This window comes from Acidovorax sp. KPB24-07 (assembly GCF_057543315.1).
Window position 1 is genome coordinate 13851 of record NZ_BAAJYS010000002.1, and the last position, 19019, is coordinate 32869.

Sequence of the window (19019 nt, forward strand, 5' to 3'; positions counted from 1 at the left end):
GGGCCCGCTCATGGCGCGACCGGGTAGGTGCCCAGCACCTTGTAGAACGCACACAGCGCACGCAGTTCTTCGAGGGCCCGTGCCACATGGGGCAGGGACGGGTGGCCGTCGAGGTCGATGTAGAAGTAATACTCCCACTGGCCTGTGCGGGCGGGGCGGGATTCGAACCGGGTCATCGACACCCCGTGTGTCTTGAGCGGCACCAGCAGGTCGTGGACCGCGCCGGGCCGGTTGGGCACCGAGATGACCAGGCTGGTGCAGTCCTTGCCCGACGGTGGCGGCGTCTGCAGCGTGTGCGGCAGGCAGATGATGGCGAACCGGGTGCGGTTGTAGGCATCGTCCTGAATGGCATGCGCGACCAGATGCAAGCCGAATTGCGTGGCGGCCCGTTCGCTCGCAATGCCCGCCCACGCCGGATTGGTCGCGGCCAGCCGGGCCCCTTCCGCATTGCTGGATACCGGGCGGCGTTCTGCGTGGGGCAGGTGCTTGGACAGCCATCCCTGGCATTGCGCCAGCGCCTGCGGGTGTGCCAGCACCGCCTCGATGCCTTCGAGCGAGTCGGACTGCCGCATCAGGTTGTGGCGCACGAGCAGGCTCACTTCGCCGACCACGTGGCAAGGCGTGTGCAGGAACAGATCGAGCGATCGGGTCACCACGCCCTCGACCGAATTTTCCACGCCGACCACACCGTATTGCGCGCTGCCCGCCGCCGTGGCGTGGAACACTTCGTCAAAATTGGCGCAGTACATGAGGTCGGCCGCGCCACCGAAGAACTCCACGGCCGCCTGCTCACAGAAGGTGCCGGCCGGGCCGAGCACGGCCACCCGCTGCGGTGACTCGAGTGCCAGGCAGGCGGACATGATCTCGCGCCAGATGGCCGCGACATGCGGCCCCTTCAATGGGCCGGGATTGGCGGTCTGGATCTTCTCGATGACCTGGGCCACCCGGTCGGGGCGGAAGAAAGGCGTGCCTTCGCGCTTCTTGATCTCGCCCACCCGTTCGGCGACCAGGGCGCGCTGGTTCAGCAGCGTGAGCAGCTGCTGGTCGATGTTGTCGATTTGGACGCGCAGGCTGGCGAGGTCCGGAGAGGCTTGCGGGATGGTCATGAAAGGTGTGGGGGCGTTTTCTCTGGACTGTCAGGGCTTCAGGCGTGCTTGCGTTCAAATTCTCGCATGTAGGCCACCAGGGCCTCGACGCCCGACAGGGGCATGGCGTTGTACAGGCTGGCACGCATGCCGCCCACCGATTTGTGCCCCTTGAGCTGCAGCAACCCGCGTTCCTTGGCGCCTGCCAGGAAGGCATCGTTGCGCGATTCGTCGCGCAGGAAGAACGGAATGTTCATGCGGGACCGGGCGTTCTCCGACACCTTGTTCACATAGAACTGCGACTGGTCGATGGTGTCGTACAGCAGCCGGGCCTTTGCGATGTTCCGATGCTCCAGCGCCGCGATGCCGCTCAGTTCGCCCTCGCGCTGGCGCTTGAGCCACTGGAAGGTCAGGCCGGCCACGTAGATGCCCCAGGTGGGCGGGGTGTTGAACATGGACTGGTTGTCCGCCACGATCTTGTAGTCGAAGGCGCTGGGGCAGGCGGGCAGGGCGTGCCCCAGCAGATCCTCCCGCACCACCACCAGCGTGAGGCCGGCAGGGCCCAGGTTCTTCTGCGCTCCACCGAACGCCAGGCCCACGCGCGACCAGTCGACGGCGCGCGATGCCACATGGGAAGAAAAATCGATGACCAGGGGCGCATCGCTGCCCAGCGCCTTCAGGTCGGGCAGTTCGTGGAATTCAATGCCGTGGATGGTCTCGTTGCTGCACAGGTGCAGGTAGCTCGCGCCGCGGCTCAGCTGCCAGCTGGCTGGCTCGGGAAGCGTGGTGAAGTGGCTGGTCTCGCCCGATGCGGCCACGTGCACTTCCGCCGCATATTTGCGGGCCTCCTTCACCGACTTCTGGCTCCAGCTGCCGGTGACGACCATGTCCACCGTCGCTGCGCGCGAGAGGTTCAGCGGCACGATGGCGTTCTCAGCCAGACCGCCCCCCTGCATGAACAGGATTTTGAACTGCGAAGGCACCGCCAGCAGCTCACGAAGGTCGGCTTCGGCCTGTTCGTAGATCGACAAGAACTCCTTGCCGCGGTGGCTCATCTCCATGACGCCCATGCCGCTTCCGTGCCAGTCCAGCATTTCGGCAGCCGCTTGCTGCAGGACTTCGGCGGGAATGGCGGCCGGGCCGGCGGAGAAGTTGTACGGGCGATTCATGGTTTCAAGTGAAATAAGGCCTCAGCGCATATTTATCTAGGGCTGATTGCTATGGTTGTGATAGCAAAGCGCCCATCGGAGCGCTTTGCATGGGGCAGGGATCAGGCTTCTGCGGGCGGCGTGCCACCTTCTTCATCGGCGTCGATGTCTGGCACATTGGCATCGTTTTCCACGATGCGTTGCAGGCCGCTCAACTGCGAGCCTTCGTCCAGCGCGATCAGCGTCACGCCTTGGGTGGCGCGGCCCAGCTCGCGGATCTCCGACACGCGGGTGCGAACCAGCACACCCTTGTCGGTGATCAGCATGATCTCGTCATCGGCGTGGACCAGCGTGGCCGCCACGACCTTGCCGTTGCGCTCGCTCTGCTGGATCGCGATCATTCCCTTGGTGCCCCGGCCATGGCGCGTGTATTCGACGATGCTGGTGCGCTTGCCGTAGCCGTTCGCGGTGGCAGTGAGCACGCTCTGGGTCTCGTCTTCGGCCACCAGCATGGCGATCACGCTCTGCCCGTCTTCCAGCATCATGCCGCGCACGCCACGTGCCTGGCGGCCCAGGGGGCGCACGTCGTTTTCGTCGAAGCGCACCGCCTTGCCGCCATCGCTGAACAGCATGACGTCGTGCGCACCGTCGGTGAGCGCCGCGCCGATCAGGTAGTCGCCATCGTCCAGGTTGACGGCGATGATGCCGCCCTTGCGGGGGTTGCTGAATTCATCGAGCGCCGTCTTCTTCACGGTGCCCATGCTCGTGGCCATGAACACGTAGCGATCGGCCGGGAACGTCCGCATGTCGCCGGTCAGCGGCAGAACCACATTGATCTTTTCGCCTTCTTGCAGCGGGAACATGTTGACGATCGGGCGGCCGCGCGAGCCGCGCGAGCCTGCCGGAACCTCCCACACCTTGAGCCAGTAGAGTCGACCACGGTTGGAAAAGCACAGGATGTAGTCGTGCGTGTTGGCGATGAAGAGCTGGTCGATCCAGTCGTCTTCCTTGGTGGCCGTCGCCTGCTTGCCGCGGCCGCCGCGCTTTTGCGCCCGGTATTCGGACAGCGGCTGGCTCTTGATGTACCCCGTGTGGCTGAGCGTGACCACCATGTCGGTGGGCGTGATCAGATCTTCGGTCGACAGGTCCTGCGCGCTGTATTCGACCACGCTGCGCCGCGCCCCGAGCTTGTGCTGTCCGAACTCCTGCTTGATGGACGTCAGCTCTTCGCCAATGATGACGGAGACGCGTTCTGGCTTGGCCAGGATGTCCAGCAGGTCTTCGATCACCGCCATCACGTCCCGGTATTCGGAAACGATCTTGTCCTGCTCCAGGCCGGTCAGGCGCTGCAGGCGCATCTGCAGGATTTCCTGCGCCTGGGTGTCGGACAGCCGGTACAGGCCGTCCTGGCCCATTCCGTATTCACGCTCCAGCCCTTCCGGCCGGTAGTCGTCCGCATTCACGGTGCCACCGTCGGCCCGGGTGCGCGTGAGCATCTCGCGCACCAGTTTGCTGTCCCACGAGCGGGTCATCAGTTCCGCCTTGGCCACGGGGGGCGTCGGCGATTCGCGAATGATCCGGATGAAGTCGTCGATGTTGGCCAGCGCCACCGCCAGACCTTCCAGCACGTGGCCGCGTTCGCGTGCCTTGCGCAGTTCGAAGACCGTGCGGCGCGTCACCACTTCGCGGCGGTGCTGCAGGAAGACGCTGACCAACTCCTTCAGGTTGCAAAGCCGCGGCTGCCCGTTCACCAGGGCCACCATGTTCATGCCGAACGTGTCCTGCAGCTGCGTTTGCTTGTAAAGGTTGTTCAGGACCACCTCGGGCACTTCGCCGCGCTTGAGTTCGACCACCAGGCGCATGCCCGACTTGTCGGATTCGTCCTGGATGTGGCTGATGCCTTCGATCTTCTTTTCGTGCACCAGCTCGGCCATCCGCTCCTGCAGCGTCTTTTTGTTGACCTGGTAGGGCAGCTCGTCTACGATGATGGCCTGGCGCTGGCCGCGGTCGATGTCTTCGAAGTGGCAGCGCGCACGCATGACCACCTTGCCGCGGCCCGTGCGGTAGCCGTCCTTCACCCCGTTGATGCCGTAGATGATGCCGGCCGTGGGGAAGTCAGGAGCGGGAATGATCTCCATCAGATCGTCGATGGACGCGTCGGGATGGTGCAGCAGGTGCAGGCAGCCATCCACCACTTCATTGAGGTTATGGGGAGGGATGTTGGTGGCCATGCCCACGGCGATACCGCCGGAGCCGTTGACCAGCAGATTGGGCAGCTTGCTGGGAAGCACCAGCGGTTCTCTTTCGCTGCCATCGTAGTTGGGGCCGAAGTCGACGGTTTCCTTGTCGATGTCCGCCAGCATTTCATGGGCGATCTTCGCCAGGCGGATTTCGGTGTAACGCATCGCGGCCGCGTTGTCGCCGTCCACCGAGCCGAAGTTGCCCTGGCCATCGACGAGCAGATGGCGCATGGAGAAGTCTTGCGCCATGCGCACAATCGTGTCGTACACCGATTGATCGCCGTGCGGGTGGTATTTACCGATCACGTCGCCCACGATACGGGCGGACTTCTTATAAGGCCGGTTCCAGTCGTTGTTGAGTTCGTGCATGGCGAACAGCACGCGCCGGTGCACCGGCTTGAGGCCGTCGCGCGCATCGGGCAGCGCGCGACCCACAATTACGCTCATGGCGTAATCGAGATAACTTCGCCGCATTTCCTCTTCAAGGCTGATGGGCAGGGTTTCTTTGGCGAACTGTGTCATGGAGAACTGCGTGGACGGCGGAGGAGGGCCATTCTAGGCGGAACGTCTTGTCGCAAGTGCGCAACACATCAGGGGTAAAGCGCTTTTGTCCTACCGTGCGCGCCCCGTCTGCAACCACTTTGCGTTGTTACGTATGGCACAATCATTTCAACGTTTTTTAGTGATGGTCACTGATGACGTCCATATTCGCAGCGCGGCTGCGGCTTTTTCCCCAAGAGGAGAACCATGAAGAAACTGAACAAAGTGGCGATGTTGTTGGCCTCTGCTGTGCTTGCTACCTCGGCTGGCGCTCAAGTCAAAGCAGCCGACGGCGGCAAGGTTGTTGACAACTGGCAGAACGGTACCGGCGAACTGGTGTGGAAGAACGGCACGAACGAACTGTGCTGGCGCGATGCCAACTGGACCCCTGCTACCGCTGCTGTCGGTTGTGATGGTGCTCTGGTTGCTCAGGCTCCTGCTTCTACCCCTGCCGCTGCTGCTCCCGCACCTGCTGCAACGCCTGCCCCTGCAGCGCCTCCTGCTCCCGCAGTGGCCAGCAAGGTGACGTATGCTGCCGATGCGTTCTTCGACTTTGACAAGTCCGTGCTCAAGCCAGAAGGCAAGGCCAAGCTGGATGACCTGGTTTCCAAGGTCAAGAGCGTGAACCTGGAAGTCATCATCGCCGTGGGTCATACCGACTCCGTCGGTACGGATGCCTACAACCAGAAGCTGTCGGTTCGCCGCGCTGAAGCTGTGAAGGCTTATCTGGTGTCCAAGGGCATCGAAAAGAACCGCGTTTACACTGAAGGCAAGGGCGAGAAGCAACCCGTCGCCGACAACAAGACCAAGGAAGGCCGTGCGAAGAACCGTCGCGTGGAAATCGAAGTGGTCGGTACCCGCGCTTCTAACTGATTTCCGAATCAGTCATGAAAAAGCCCCGGAAACGGGGCTTTTTTTATGGGCCATCTCTTTTGGAGCACCTACCCACATGAGCGATCACATTAATGCCGATCCAGCAGAGCTGGCCAAATTTTCCGCACTCGCCCACCGCTGGTGGGATCCGGAAAGTGAATTTCGTCCATTGCACCAGATTAATCCGCTGCGCCTGGAATGGATCAATGGCATATCGCCTTTAGAAGGGCAGCAGGTGCTGGATGTGGGATGTGGTGGCGGCATCCTCACGGATTCGATGGCCAGAAAAGGCGCGCAGGTAACAGGCATTGATCTGGCCAGCAAATCATTGCGAATCGCGCAATTGCATGCCTTGGAAACCGGGACACCCCATGTGCAGTACCGTGAAGTCAGCGTGGAGGACTTGGCCGCGGAAGTACCTGGCACCTTCGATACTGTCACATGCATGGAAATGCTGGAGCACGTGCCGGACCCCGCCTCCGTGATTCAAGCGTGCGCGCGTCTGGTCAAGCCGGGTGGCTGGGTCTTTTTTTCCACCATCAATCGCAATGCCAAGGCGTTCATGCTGGCAGTCGTCGGCGCCGAATACATTTTGGGCATGCTGCCCAAAGGCACGCACGAGTATGCGAAATTCATCAAGCCCAGCGAATTGGCGTCCGCCAGTCGGCTGGCGGGCCTCGATATCGTTCACAGCCGGGGACTGGAGTACAACCCGCTGACCAAACGCTATTGGCTGAGTGCCGACACCTCGGTCAACTACATGCTCGCTGCACGCCGCGCCGCCGTATGAGTTCACCTGTCTTTACCCATGTTCGTGCCGTCTTGTTCGATCTCGACGGCACATTGATCGATAGTGCTCCCGACCTGGGTGCTGCCGCCGACAAATTGCGAACGGACCGTGGTTTGCCGTCTCTGCCTGCCGATCGGTATCGGCCCATGGCAGGGGCTGGAGCCAGGGGCATGCTGTCCGTGGCATTCGACATGGATACGGCCCATCCCGACTTTCCGGCGTTGCGAGAAGAGTTCTTCGTCAACTACGAGGCCTGCATTCAGCAGCGCACGAAAGTGTTCGATGGTGTGGAGTCAATGATCGCCGAGTTGAGCCGGCGTGGCATGCCTTGGGGCATCGTCACCAACAAGGCGGCAAGGTTCACGGATGTGCTGGTGGCGGCCACGCCACTGTTCAGTAGCGCCGGTGCGGTGATCAGTGGCGACACCACCGCACACAGCAAGCCGCACCCCGAGCCCCTGCTCGAAGCGGCCAGACGCCTGGATATCGAACCAGCGCATTGCATCTACGTCGGCGACGATGAGCGCGATATCGTCGCGGGCCTTGCGGCCGGCATGCGCACCGTGGCTGCGTTGTACGGCTACCTCGGCACGCAAACCGCTGTGCACGAGTGGGGCGCACAGGCCGCAATTAAATCTCCGCTCGAGGTCTTGCAATTGATCTCTGCGCCTTAAAATACGAGGCTTGGGGCTGCCCTGGTTTCGACGTGGGTTCGGAATCGGTGTGGTGCATGTCGAGCTTGAGTGGCGCTCGTAAATCTGCATTCAAAAAACTAACTGCAAACGACGAACGTTTCGCACTCGCCGCTTAAACACCGGTGAGCCTTGCAACAGCATGCTAGCGGGCTGGGCAAGGGGGTCGCAAGACCTCCCGGCTGCAAGGTTATTCACGCTGGCTGGTTCCGTGCCGGGTACCTTGGCATGGAGCGAGATCCAAGGGTACTGGTGTCCCACGTAGCGTGCGACTGCGCGACGTGGGCCATGAGAATCAAAACAGACCGCTAAACATGTAGATCTGCCCGAAGAAGGCTTGCGGACGCGGGTTCAATTCCCGCCAGCTCCACCACTCAGGATACCGCCACACTCTGACACCGTCAGGCTGTGGCGGTTTTTTCTTGCCCGGCGCTTTGTGGGGTGTCGCGCCCATCGCATCGAAATGGCCCGCGAGTCGCACGTGTCGGTTAGTGCACTTGCCGATACGCCATCGAGTGTGGACGTGCCCGGCATGTCCGTGTCGACTCCGCGGACGTGCATCGAAAGCCGTTCTGCCCTCGGTATCACGGCCTGTGGTGCCACTGCGGCATGAGCGCTGCAGTCCTACATCCGCATCGAACAGGGGTTCGCAAACTGATTTCTCCTTGGAAAGGAAATTCATGCAAACCACCAGACCAGCCGGTATTTCAAGCACCGCCAACGCGGTACCGGCCACGACGCGCATCGCCACAGGAACGCAGCCCTGCCAGGTGGCAGTGGCCGACATGCCGGAGGTACAGCCATGGTGAACCAGGTCGACTCCCCGGACGGTAAGCCGCGCAAGGACCCCGGTCGTCCCAGCCCGGAATTGGTCGAAACAGATCCCGCAATGCAGCGCATGCCGCAGAAACGGCCTGCACCGCAAAAGGAGGGGGAAGACGGCGGTGGCATTGCGGATTCCCGCGAGCCGTCAGACCCCCGTCGAAACGGCTAGCCAGACGGCCTTCAGTGCGCCGCCACCCATTCATCCATCCGTCGTCGTCTCTGGAAGAAGTCCTCCCATGAACACCCGCAGCCCTGATGCCTTTCCCTTTCCGACATCTGAAAGCCATCCTTGTCCTCCGCCTGAAGGCACTGCTCCGGCGTTGAGACCTGCGGCCAATCCCGCGCACACGGAGCCTGCCCTCGATCATGGAATAGAGGAGTCGTTTCCTGCCAGCGATCCTTTGTCGATCGCTTTGACGCAGGTCCACGTTCTGCCGACGTCGGATTTGCAATGCCTGCAGCATGGCCACCACGGCCCGCATGCCACTGCACGCTCGGTGATCAGCATAGGGCTGATGGCTGGGACTTTGGCAAGCGTCGCATCGACGATGGCGCTTGCTTGGCGGGGGCGCGGCGGGCCTGGCAAAGCTGGCATGTTGGAGCGGTGGGTCGAGCCGACTGATGGCACTCCAGGCCTTGTGCATGGCAGCTCTCAGCAGGCCATGGCAACGCTTTGTGCGACTTTCGCCGCGGGGCTTGCCGTGGGCTGCGCTGCGGCCCGTCGGGGCCATCGCATCCGTCGGGAAAACCCATAAGAAGGCATTCAGGGCCGGTCCCAGGCCGCGGCAATGATCTTATCAGGGGCATCACCACGGCCGCAGGAGCCTGCCCTGCCCATCAGTCTTCGAGCGTTTTCGGCACGCCGCGCAAACGGCCTGCATCACCCACAGGGTCCAGATCTTCTCCCATGCCCAGTTCGGCACCCGTGGTGGGATCCATGTCGGGCTGAGATGCCGTGCGTGCGGCCATCTGCTCCACGGCGGGCGCTTCCAGTTCGTTCAGGGCCACGGTCGCGAGGCCATCGCCACCATCCACCGCTTCGGCGCCCTGGGGAAGGGGAACGACGTTCCAGCGCTCCCCTTCGTTCCACGCACCCCGCACTTCCGGCTCGCCCTGAGAGGTGCGAAAGTACACGCTGGTGAAGCGCGGATCGCCTGGCAGCTTGCCGGGAGGGAAGTTCGGTTCGATGGCATAGAGTGCTTTTTCAAACGACTTCTGGTGGGCGATCTCTCGCGTCATGAGGAAGGTCAGCGCGTCCTTCACGCCCGGGTCGTCCGTGAGGTTGATGAGGCGCTCATACACGATCTTCGCGCGGGATTCGGCCGCGATGTTCGACCGCAGGTCGGCGGTGGGCTCGCCGATGGTGTCGACGTACGCTGCCGTCCACGGTACGCCTGCCGAGTTGATCAACGCTGGGCCACCCCCGTACAGCACCTGGGTGAGATGGCTGTCGTTGCCTGCGCCGGTGATGGACCGATAGAGGTCGCCCTCTTTCTCAACGCCTTCCGCCAGTCGGCCCTTGGCGCCCTTGTTGAGCATGCCCACGATGGTTCCGATGATCTCCAGATGGCTCAGCTCTTCGGTCGCGATGTCGAACAGCATGTCCTTGCGGCCCGGATCGTCCTCGCCCAATGCCTGGGTGAAATAGCGGCAGGCTGCGGCGAGTTCGCCCTGAGGTCCGCCAAACTGCTCGAGCAGCAGGTTGGCGAGGCCGGGATTGGTTTCGCTGATTCGTACGGTGTATTGCAGCCGCTTGTTATGAGAAAACATGAATGCTCCTGGTGGGGTTGAGCCAGCGGGTTCACCGACAGGCAACGCCATGTGGCGTCGAAGGAGTCAGGGCAAGCGGTGTGCCGAAGGGCCGGGCAATGGGCCGATGGCCATGCCGGACAGGGCGGCGCAGAGGGTGAAACGCAACCAAACACGGCATGTACCTTGCCTGTTCCCTGGCGCGCCACACCCGAGAGGCCCAGTCCGGTGCGGACGGCGCTGGCAGTACAGGGCCACTACGGCGACGAGGTGCCGCGGCGGATGGGCGACTGCCCGGACCATGCCGCGCGGTAAATTTTGCAGCGGTTTTTTCTGTTCGCTCGCTGGCGCGGTCCGTGGCTTGGGGCCTGTCTAGAGAGTTGAACGGGCCATGGTTGGGGTCACGGCGGCATCGCGCTTGTGGGCGCTGGCGAGGTAGGTGTTCACGATGGTCCGCTCGGCCTCGCGATCGATGGGCAGGCCTTCCAGGAAGTCGTCGATGGTGTCGTAGCTCACTCCGAATGCGTCTTCGTCGGGCCGTTGCGGGGCCAGTGTTTCCAGATCAGCCGTGGGCACTTTCATCACCAGATCGCGGGGAGCGCCCAATGCAAAACCCACCGCGCGCACGCGGCGCTTGTTCAGGCCCGCCAGCGGCAGCACATCGGCTGCTCCATCGCCATGCTTGGTGAAGAACCCCATCAGTGCCTCGGCTGCATGATCTGTGCCGATGACCAGCCCTGCGGTGGCGCCGGCCACCGCGTATTGCGCCACCATGCGGGCGCGGGCCTTGATGTTGCCGACCAGAAAGTCTTCCGCCGGGGCATCGCCCAGGTCCACGCCGGCGGCGATCAGCGCTTGCTGCATGGCATCGACCGATGCGCGGATGTCCACGGTGCGCACCTCGTCGGGTGCGATGAAGTCGAGGCACCTGACTGCCTCGGCCTCGTCCCGCTGCTGGCCATACGGCAGCCGCATGGCGATGAAACGGACGCTTTCTCCGGAGGCCCGCAGGCGGGCCACGGCCCGTTGCGCCAGGCAGCCGGCAACCAGCGAATCCACGCCGCCGCTGATCCCGAGCACGTAGGTCTGTCGCTCGGTGCGCGCCAGGTACTGGGCGAGAAAGTCGACACGGCGCTCCAGTTCGACCTCGACATCGAACTCGCGCACCACCGACAGGGATTCCAGAATCTGTGGCTGACTGGGCCTGACGCTCATTGGGGTCGCTCCTCAAAGGTGGATGGCACCGGCGCGAACTTCGCCGGGCCGCAATGGACCATTGGGCGGCCAAGTGGCCGAAGCGGTTGTCGGATGGTGCCGGCATGTCGCTGCCGCCTTGCACGGCAGGAGGCGTGTCAGTGGGTGTGTCAGTGGGTGTGTCAGGGGCGCAAGGCCTGTCAGCCGGCCCAGCCATTCCGGATGCCACCGAAGCACCGTGGATCAAAACGGCTTCCAGCGCAATAAGTACTAGGGCATGTCGCTATGAAAAACATAGCGACTGGTGGTGAACTCAGCGCGGTGCCTTGTCCCGCTGGCGGGCCTCGATCAGCGCGACGAGTTGCTGGACCTCCACGGGCTTGACCATGTGTGCGTCGAACCCCGCTTCGGCGGCAGCGTTCCGGTCGGCTTCCTGGCCCCAGCCGGTCAACGCAATCAGCTGCACGTCCGCGCCGCCCGGCAGGGCGCGCATCTGGCGCGCCACTTCGTGCCCGCTCATGCCCGGCATGCCGATGTCCAGCACCGCCACGTCAGGCATGCCCTCGCGGGCGGCCGCGACCGCCGCGGGACCGTCGGAACAGGTGCGTACCTCGCAACCGGAAATTTGCAGCAGGGTGGAGATGCTCCAGGCCGCATCGGCGTTGTCGTCGGCCACCAGCACCTTGGGCGCCAGGGCGGAGAGACTGCGCAATGCGGCCGGCAACCCGGGCTCCGGCAACGGCGCAAGGGGCTCCGCCTGCGCCAGCGGCAGGCGCACGGTGAAGGTGCTGCCTTGGCCCTGGCCCGGGCTGGAGCCTTCCACCAGGCCGCCGTGCAATTCCACGATGCTGCGCACGAGCGCCAGCCCGATGCCCAAGCCCCGCGCGCCGGGCAGGTCAGATGTTTCCTGCACGAACATGCCGAACAGGCTATGGATGTTGTCCGCTGCCATGCCGATGCCGTTGTCCGTCACGGCGATCACGGCGGTGCGCTGGTCCACCTGGGCCCGTACCCCGATGTGGCCACCTGGAGGGGTGTATTTGGCGGCGTTGGCCAGCAGGTTGGACAGCACCTGGCTGAGGCGCACCGGGTCCGCATCGAGTACCACCGGCATGTGCGGAAGCACCACCTCCAGCCGGTGCGCGCCAGCTTCGATGGCGGGCCTGGTGGTTTCGATGGCCATGTCCACGACCTCGGACAGCAGGATGCGGCGGCGGTGCAGGGCCAAGCGCCCCAGCCGCAGGCGCGAGACGTCCAGCAGGTCGTCCAGCAGCGTCTTCATGGCGGCGGATTGCCGGTCCAGGATGCTGGACGACTGGGCCCGCTCCTCGCCGTTCAACTTCCCCGACTGCAGCGCCTCTGCGGCATTGCGGATGGAGGCGAGGGGGTTGCGCAGTTCGTGCGACAGCACGGCCAGGAAGCGGTCCTTGGCGGCGTCGGCGGCTTCCAAGGCCGAGTGCGCGGCTTCTTTCTGCCGCAGGGCCTCGACCAGTTCGGCCCGGCTGGTCTCCAGGTCTTCCTGGGCCTGGCGGGCACGGCTCTGGTCGCGCAGGATCTTGACGAAGCCGACCACGGCGCCATCGTCGAGCATCGGCATCAACACCCCGCTGGCCCAGAAGGTGGTGCCATCTTTGCGGCGGTGCAGGCGGTCGTCCATGGCGCGGCCATCGGTCAGCGCCTGGCGCACCTCGATCTGCGGTGCGCCCAGGGCGCGGTCTTCGTCGGTGAAGATGATGTCGGCGGGCTGCCCCAGCACCTCGGCCTCGGGGTAGCCGAGCAGGCGCTCGGCGCCCACGTTCCAGCGGGTCACGCGCATCTGCGGGTCGGTGGAGAAGATGGCGAACTCGACGGCGTTCTCCACGATGAGCCGCAACTGCTCCTCGCTGCGGCTGAGGGCTTCCTCCGCCCGTTTGCGTTCCGTCACGTCGGTGCACATCACCAAGGCAGCGTCCGCACGGCCTTGCACATTCGACAGGCGGCTCACGTTGTTGAAGGTCCAGATCACTGAGCCGTCCTTGCGCAGGCAGCGCTTTTCGACCTGGAACGGCTCGCCGTGGCGGGCGAGTTTCTCGAACAGCCGTGCGCTCTCGGCCCGGTCGTCGGGGTGGACGAGGTCGAGCAGCGACATGCCCACGATGTCGGCCTCGGAATAGCCCAGCAGTTCGCGGTAGCTGCGATTGGTGAATTCGATGCGCCCGTCCAGCGACACCTCCATCACCCCGGCCGTCGCCTGGCTGACGATGAGACTGAATCGGTCCTGCGATACGCGCAAGGCCTCCTGGCTGTGCTTGCGTTCGGTGATGTCCACGAAGGTGAGCACCACCCCGGCAATGCGGTCGTCCAGCGTGCGGTAGGGCAGGGCCCTGACCAGGAACCACTGGCCGCTGCCCTTGCCGACCTCGCGCTCCATCGGCACCAGCCGCTCCAGGACGCGGCGGGCATCGGAGGTCATCTCCGGGTAGTCCAGGTGGGTTGCCAGATCGGACAGTGGGCGGCCGATGTCAGTGGGAATCAGTTTGAACAGCGTGATCGCCGAGGGGGTGAAGCGGGTGATGCACAGCTCGCGGTCCAGGAACACCGTCGCGATCGCGGTGGCGTCCATCAGGTTGTGCATGTCGCTGTTGGAGTGGCCGAGTTCATCGACCTTGCTCTTGAGCTCGTGGTTGACGGTGGTGAGCTCTTCGTTGATCGACTGCAGTTCTTCTCGGCTGGTTTCGAGTTCCTCGGTGGCCGAGCGCAGCTCTTCGTTCATGGCCTGCAGCTCTTCGTTGCTGGCCTTGAGTTCTTCGGTGGACACCTCGTACTGCTCGACCGTGTCGCGCAGGTGCAGTTTCATGCGCTCCAGTTCTTGCTCCAGGTGCTGCGCCAGGGGCTCGGAGACCGACATGGGCCGCACCGGCATGGGCAGCAGCGGCTGCAGCGCCGACGCGGGCTGGATGATCACCAGATGAAAACCCGGCGCCTCGTGGAACGGGACGATGCGGACCACCAGCACCATTTCGCTGCCAGCATGGGTGACAGCCACGGGCGGGGTCTCCACGGCCATCTTGCGCTGCGCCGCCTGGTAGAGCGCCGCGCGCACTTCGATGCGCAGGTCTTCGTGGATGGCGCGCAGCAGGTTGCGGCTGGGCTCGCCGCCCTGAAAGCGCAGGAACTCGCCGGCGTTGGGCGACAGGTGCACGATGTCGTGGCCGGCATCGATCAGCACGGAGGGCGGCGCGATCTTCTCCAGCAGCCGGAAATGCAGCTCACCCCAGCTGTGGCTGCGGCCATCGAGGGGCGGCAGATCGCGCGAGGCCGGGGGCGTCGAGGTGAAAGCCGGGCCGGCCAGCACCGGGCCGGACCGCGCGGCGTGCTGCGCCTCCATGGCGAGCGAGACGGTGCCGGGCGCGGAGTGCCCTGGCATGCCCGAGCGCGAGGCGGGGCGGTGGCTGTAGATGCGGTGCTTCTTGTCGAGCACGACAAACAGGGGGCTGTTGTCTTCGACGGATTCCGACGAGCCCAGAAACATCAGCCCGCGGGGCTTGAGCGAGAAATGGAAGGTGTCGAACACGCGGTGCTGGGCGTTGCGGTTCAGGTAGATCAGCAGGTTGCGACAGGTGACGAGGTCGAGCCGCGAGAACGGCGAATCCTTGAGCACGTCATGCACCGCAAACAGCACCATTTCGCGGATTTCGCGGCGAAGCCGGTAGCCGCGGTGCTCCTTCACGAAATACCGGCGCAGCCGTTCTTCCGACACGTCGGCCTCGACGGTCGTTGGGTAGAGCCCCTCGCGGGCGATGCCGATGGCCTCGTCGTCCAGGTCGCTGGCGAAGACCTGGATCACCGGCGCCGCATCCACCTTGCGTGCGTATTCACTGAGCAAGATGGCGATGGAGTAGGCCTCCTCGCCCGTGGCGCAGGCGGCCACCCACACACGGAGCGAGTCCCCCGGCCCCTTGCCGGCAAACAGCCCCCCGATGTGCGCCTCCAGCGCACTGAAGCACTCGCCATCGCGAAAGAAGTTGGTCACGCTGATGAGCAGGTCCTGCAGCAGCGCCCCAGCCTCACCGGGCCGCGTGCGCAGGCAATCCAGATAGCCCGGCAGATCGGCGATGCCGTTGACCTGCATGCGCCGGCCGATGCGCCGCAGGATGGTGGCCCGCTTGTAGTAGGCGAAGTCCCGGCCGGTCCGCGTTCGCAGGAAGATCAGCACGTCGCGCAGGGCCGCTTCTGTGGCCATGCCATGGGGAATCGGGTTTTCCATGGGCGGGGGTCCCTTCTCCGAAGGCAGCTTCAGGCGGCGCTCCAGCCGGTAGTACTCCAGCAGCCGGCCGGGCATGGCCGCCGCGGGCAGCGTCCAGTCCACCATGCCGGTGGCCAGCGCCGAGCGGGGCATGCTGCTGTGCTCCGCCTCGTCCGGGTCCTGGGCGATCGTGAGTCCGCCCCGCTCCTTGATGCGCTTGATGCCAATGGCACCGTCGCCATCCATGCCGGACAGCACGATGGCCGTGGCATGCGGACCGTGGGTGTCGGCCAGCATGCGAAAGAACAGGTCCACGGTCACATGGCCATGGCGCGGGCTCGGCAGATCGGCCAGCTGCAGAAAGCCGTCATAGGTGCGTAGCACCTTGCCAGGCGGGATGACGTAGACGGTGTTGACCTGGACCTTGCAGGTCTCGCGCACCTGCATCACTTGCAGGGAGGTGCTGCGCTGCAGGATTTCGGCCAGCTCGCTGTCGTGGTCGGGCGACAGGTGCAGGATGACGACGAAAGCCAGTCCGGGGTCTTCGGGCATGGACTGCAGAAAGGTCTGCAGGGCCGGGATGCTGCCCGCCGAACCACCCAGACCGATCAGCGGCAACATGTGATAGGCCCGCGCCGGCGCCACGCTGTCCAGCGCCTCTCCCACATGCTCTTCGGCTTCGTCGGGGGTGGTCAGCGAGTCATCCATGTTGGCGTCTTTCTAGTGAATGCCGATTATCGATCGTGGGCTTTCGCGTTCGACGGCGTGGTCTGGTGGGCCACGGCGGAAAGCATGCGCGGGGTTCGTTCGATGCCGTATATGGGTTGGGCTTGCCGGGGGAGCGGCCACTGCGCGCGGAGACGCGCGCGGACTGCTGGGGCGGGCGATGGCGTGCGCGCCCAGTGTGCCCGGCGCATGGCGGGTTCTGGATTCAGGATGTATGACCGGACAACGGGTTGTACCGGCGTTCAGGCCGCAGGCTTGGAGCCCGGACGATGTTGCCGCCCTTGAGAAGGCCAGGCCTGGTGACGGCCACCGCCAGCCGGTCAGGCGCCGTCGCCGTATTCCTTCAGCCGGTTGTACAGCGTCTTCATGCTGATGCCCAGCATGGCGGCGGTCTGCTCGCGCCGCTGCCCGCAGTGAGCGAAGGTGGCGAGGATCAGCGCCCGCTCCACTTCCGCCAGCGAGCTGCCCAGCGGCAGCCGCAGTTCGGTGGAGGCGGCAGCGCCGTCGGCCATCGGTGCCATCTCGCGTTGCTGCGGCGCAAGCGGTGGCAGTGGGAGCGGTGGCTGCGAAGGCACGAGGTCGCGCGGCAACCAGCGCTCGGTCACCGGCCCTTCTTGCGTCATCACGAAGGCGCGCTGCAGCACGTTGCGCAACTCGCGCACGTTGCCGGGCCACCGGTATTCCGCCAGGCGCTCCAGGGCGGCGGCGGTCAGCGTCTTTCGGCCCCCCTCACGTGCTGCGATGTCGTCCAGGAAATGCTGTGCCAGAAGGGGCAGGTCTTCCAGCCGGTCCCGCAGGGGCGGCAGGTGCAGCGGGAACACGTTGAGGCGGTAGAGCAGGTCTTCCCGCAACGCGCCATCCACCACGGCCTGGGCCAGGTTGCGGTTGCTGGCAGCCACGATGCGCACATCGGTGTGCCGCGCCTCGGTGGAGCCTACGCGCAGGAAGGTGCCGGTCTCCAGCACGCGCAAGAGCTTGACCTGCAGCTCCAGCGGCATCTCGGTGATCTCGTCCAGGAAAAGGGTGCCGCCATTGGCGCGCTCGAAAAACCCCAGGTGCTGTCGGTCCGCCCCCGTGAAGCTGCCCCGCTCGTGGCCAAAGATTTCGCTCTCGATCAGCTGGGGCGAGATCGCGCCGCAGTTCACCGCCAGAAAAGGACCGTCGCGTCGCCGGCTGAGGTCATGGAGGGTGCGGGCAACCAGCTCCTTCCCAGAGCCGCTTTCCCCTGTCACGAACACCGAGACCGAGGTGCCGGCCACGCATGCGATCTGCTCGTACACCTCGCGCATGATGGGCGACCGGCCCAGCAGGTGGCCGAAGCGGCCGGTCGATTCCCACTGCAGGCGCATGTCCTGAATCTCGGCCAGCAGGGTGGAGGGCGAGCGAGCGCGGGAGAGCACGGCATTGAGCCGTTGCGTATCCACCGGCTTGATAAGGTAATCCGCCGCGCCCAGGCGAAGGGCCTGGATCGATGTGTCCAGGCTGGCGTGGCCAGTGATCAGCACCACTTCCGAATACGAGAGCAGCTCGGCCTCCTCGCACAGAGACAGCCCATTGCCGTCGGGCAACTGCAGGTCGAGCAGCACGATGTCGGGGCGCTGCAGGGCAATCTGACGGCGCGCATCCCGGAGCGAAGACGCCGTGGCTGCCGTGAATCCGCCAGTGTGCAACAAGCTCGCGAGCATGCGCGCGGAGTCGGCATCGTCTTCCACTACCAGGGCATGGGCCATGCAAATCTCCCCGAGTAAGAATTTGAAAAAGAGGAATTATTTGCAGCGATCGCTGCCATGGGTGTAAACGAACGTACAGCGGTCAACCGCTTCCGCGTTCCAGCGCGTCCGTCAGCACCTGGGGCCACTGGCCCCAGGCGGCCCATGCGTCAAAGCCTGCGCGCCGGGCGCCGGCTGCATCCAACGCCTCTTCCTGCGCACAAGGCATGGCGGCTGCCACGGCCACCATGCGGCCGGCATACCCGGTCTCCCGCGCGGCGGCTGCGAACTCGCGCGCCTCTTTGGCAGGCTGAGCATTTGCAAGAACCAGATCGGGCACGTGCTGCAGCAACAGGTCCAGCGCCGGCTGGGTCGCCCCGCCGTCCAGCACGGTATATCCCTGGCGCTCCAGAGTTTGCACTGCTGTCTGGCGATCTTGCGCGCCGTGCAGTGCGACAAGCACCTTCAGGCGCCGCAGTCGGGCTGGCGGCGGTGGCGTTTCTGCGAGGCAGGGCAGCGCGAGATACTGCAGCGGTCCATCGGACGGCGATGGAGTGCGTCCCCCATGCAGTGCAATGACATGGTCGGCAAGAAGGTCTGCCAAGGTGGCAGGTGCGCCGGCCCGCACATGCAGAGCCAGCAGGCATGCGGCTCCCGAGGGCCGCTCCATGTGGTCGTTGGGCAGGCCGCGAACTTCCACGCGCACCTCGTCCCCTTGCCTGAACACGTTCAAGTCCATGCGCATGCCCGGCGCCGCCGCTTTGCACGCCCGGCAAAGCATCTGATCCATCGCCCGGCGCATCAGGCGAGGATCTGCCATGACCCGCAGGTCCGCAGCGATCTGCTGGGTGCAGGCATAGCCCCTGTTGGAGTTCACCAATGCCTCCCAGGCCTGCCGCACCAGACCCGAGAAGTCCAGCGGCACACGCCGCAGTTCCATGCGCCCCTCGCGCGCCGCCAGCACGTCCTGCAGGTCTTCCAGCAGCGAAGACAGATGCCGTGTCTGCCGAGCGGCCACCGCGCACGCTTCGCTCTGGATGGGCATTGGATGGGGGGCGAGCGCAATCACCTCCAGCGCTGCGGACAGTGCGCCCAGCGGGGTGCGCAATTCATGCCCCACACCAGCCATGGAAAGCCACGGCGGCGCTGCAACGGGGGCCTCTGCGGCGGGGTGAGGCGCTGCTGTCGGGATGGGTGTGGAGGTGTCGTTCATGATGGGCGAA

The 19019-nt window shown here is 64.7% G+C and carries 11 protein-coding genes and 1 other RNA gene; 4 read left to right on the forward strand and 8 right to left on the reverse strand.

What is annotated here, in order from left to right; translation table 11 throughout:
• Positions 1-8: 8 nt before the first annotated feature.
• From pheA to gyrA, 3 genes are all read right to left on the reverse strand, one after another.
• Positions 9-1106, reverse strand: a complete 1098-nt coding sequence (pheA, locus tag AC27IQ_RS00585) for a prephenate dehydratase (protein ID WP_284428660.1) — start codon at positions 1104-1106, stop codon at positions 9-11.
• A 38-nt stretch (positions 1107-1144) separates the two neighbouring features.
• Positions 1145-2254 (reverse strand): 3-phosphoserine/phosphohydroxythreonine transaminase, encoded by a 1110-nt coding sequence (gene serC, locus AC27IQ_RS00590; protein ID WP_487087414.1) that lies wholly within the window; start codon positions 2252-2254, stop codon positions 1145-1147.
• A 101-nt stretch (positions 2255-2355) separates the two neighbouring features.
• Entirely contained in the window at positions 2356-4995 is a 2640-nt protein-coding gene (gyrA, locus tag AC27IQ_RS00595; RefSeq protein ID WP_284428658.1) for a DNA gyrase subunit A, read from the reverse strand.
• Positions 4996-5220: 225 nt separating this feature from the next.
• On the opposite strand from gyrA, the gene ompA reads away from it, so the two are divergent.
• The 4 genes from ompA to ssrA all read left to right on the forward strand — a co-directional run bounded on the left by ompA (position 5221) and on the right by ssrA (position 7741).
• Positions 5221-5886: an outer membrane protein OmpA gene (gene ompA, locus AC27IQ_RS00600; RefSeq protein WP_272568896.1), complete on the forward strand. Its 666-nt coding sequence runs from the start codon at positions 5221-5223 to the stop codon at positions 5884-5886.
• 76 nt (positions 5887-5962) lie between these two features.
• Positions 5963-6676 carry a bifunctional 2-polyprenyl-6-hydroxyphenol methylase/3-demethylubiquinol 3-O-methyltransferase UbiG gene (gene ubiG / locus AC27IQ_RS00605; RefSeq protein WP_487087417.1) on the forward strand — a complete coding sequence of 238 codons (714 nt, stop codon included), beginning with the start codon at positions 5963-5965 and terminating at the stop codon, positions 6674-6676.
• Positions 6673-7350 carry a phosphoglycolate phosphatase gene (gph, locus tag AC27IQ_RS00610; protein WP_487087419.1) on the forward strand — a complete coding sequence of 226 codons (678 nt, stop codon included), beginning with the start codon at positions 6673-6675 and terminating at the stop codon, positions 7348-7350. The genes ubiG and gph overlap by 4 nt, the downstream gene beginning before the upstream one ends.
• A gap of 12 nt (positions 7351-7362) precedes the next feature.
• Positions 7363-7741: a transfer-messenger RNA gene (gene ssrA, locus AC27IQ_RS00615) on the forward strand.
• 1289 nt (positions 7742-9030) lie between these two features.
• On the opposite strand, the gene AC27IQ_RS00620 is transcribed toward ssrA, so the two are convergent.
• The 5 genes from AC27IQ_RS00620 to AC27IQ_RS00640 form a co-directional block, all read right to left on the reverse strand.
• Positions 9031-9963: a manganese catalase family protein gene (locus AC27IQ_RS00620; protein WP_317357703.1), complete on the reverse strand. Its 933-nt coding sequence runs from the start codon at positions 9961-9963 to the stop codon at positions 9031-9033.
• Positions 9964-10314: 351 nt separating this feature from the next.
• Entirely contained in the window at positions 10315-11157 is an 843-nt protein-coding gene (gene nadE / locus AC27IQ_RS00625) for an ammonia-dependent NAD(+) synthetase (protein ID WP_487087421.1), read from the reverse strand.
• Positions 11158-11449: 292 nt separating this feature from the next.
• Positions 11450-16069, reverse strand: coding sequence for a PAS domain S-box protein (locus tag AC27IQ_RS00630; RefSeq protein WP_487087423.1), 4620 nt, complete (start codon positions 16067-16069; stop codon positions 11450-11452).
• Between the two features lie 338 nt (positions 16070-16407).
• A complete protein-coding gene (locus tag AC27IQ_RS00635; RefSeq protein WP_317357713.1) occupies positions 16408-17817 on the reverse strand; it encodes a sigma-54-dependent transcriptional regulator in 1410 nt (469 codons plus the stop codon).
• An 82-nt stretch (positions 17818-17899) separates the two neighbouring features.
• Positions 17900-19009 (reverse strand): sensor histidine kinase, encoded by a 1110-nt coding sequence (locus AC27IQ_RS00640; RefSeq protein ID WP_487087425.1) that lies wholly within the window; start codon positions 19007-19009, stop codon positions 17900-17902.
• Positions 19010-19019 lie beyond the last annotated feature (10 nt).

What these genes read in the sequence shown, in the direction of transcription:
- AC27IQ_RS00620 (WP_317357703.1), bottom strand. Translation starts at nt 9,963, where the DNA reads ATGTTTTCTCATAACAAGCGGCTGCAATACACCGTACGAATCAGCGAA.
- gph (WP_487087419.1), top strand. Translation starts at nt 6,673, where the DNA reads ATGAGTTCACCTGTCTTTACCCATGTTCGTGCCGTCTTGTTCGATCTC.
- AC27IQ_RS00635 (WP_317357713.1), bottom strand. Translation starts at nt 17,817, where the DNA reads ATGGCCCATGCCCTGGTAGTGGAAGACGATGCCGACTCCGCGCGCATG.
- ubiG (WP_487087417.1), top strand. Translation starts at nt 5,963, where the DNA reads ATGAGCGATCACATTAATGCCGATCCAGCAGAGCTGGCCAAATTTTCC.
- ompA (WP_272568896.1), top strand. Translation starts at nt 5,221, where the DNA reads ATGAAGAAACTGAACAAAGTGGCGATGTTGTTGGCCTCTGCTGTGCTT.
- serC (WP_487087414.1), bottom strand. Translation starts at nt 2,254, where the DNA reads ATGAATCGCCCGTACAACTTCTCCGCCGGCCCGGCCGCCATTCCCGCC.
- nadE (WP_487087421.1), bottom strand. Translation starts at nt 11,157, where the DNA reads ATGAGCGTCAGGCCCAGTCAGCCACAGATTCTGGAATCCCTGTCGGTG.
- pheA (WP_284428660.1), bottom strand. Translation starts at nt 1,106, where the DNA reads ATGACCATCCCGCAAGCCTCTCCGGACCTCGCCAGCCTGCGCGTCCAA.
- AC27IQ_RS00630 (WP_487087423.1), bottom strand. Translation starts at nt 16,069, where the DNA reads ATGGATGACTCGCTGACCACCCCCGACGAAGCCGAAGAGCATGTGGGA.
- gyrA (WP_284428658.1), bottom strand. Translation starts at nt 4,995, where the DNA reads ATGACACAGTTCGCCAAAGAAACCCTGCCCATCAGCCTTGAAGAGGAA.
- AC27IQ_RS00640 (WP_487087425.1), bottom strand. Translation starts at nt 19,009, where the DNA reads ATGAACGACACCTCCACACCCATCCCGACAGCAGCGCCTCACCCCGCC.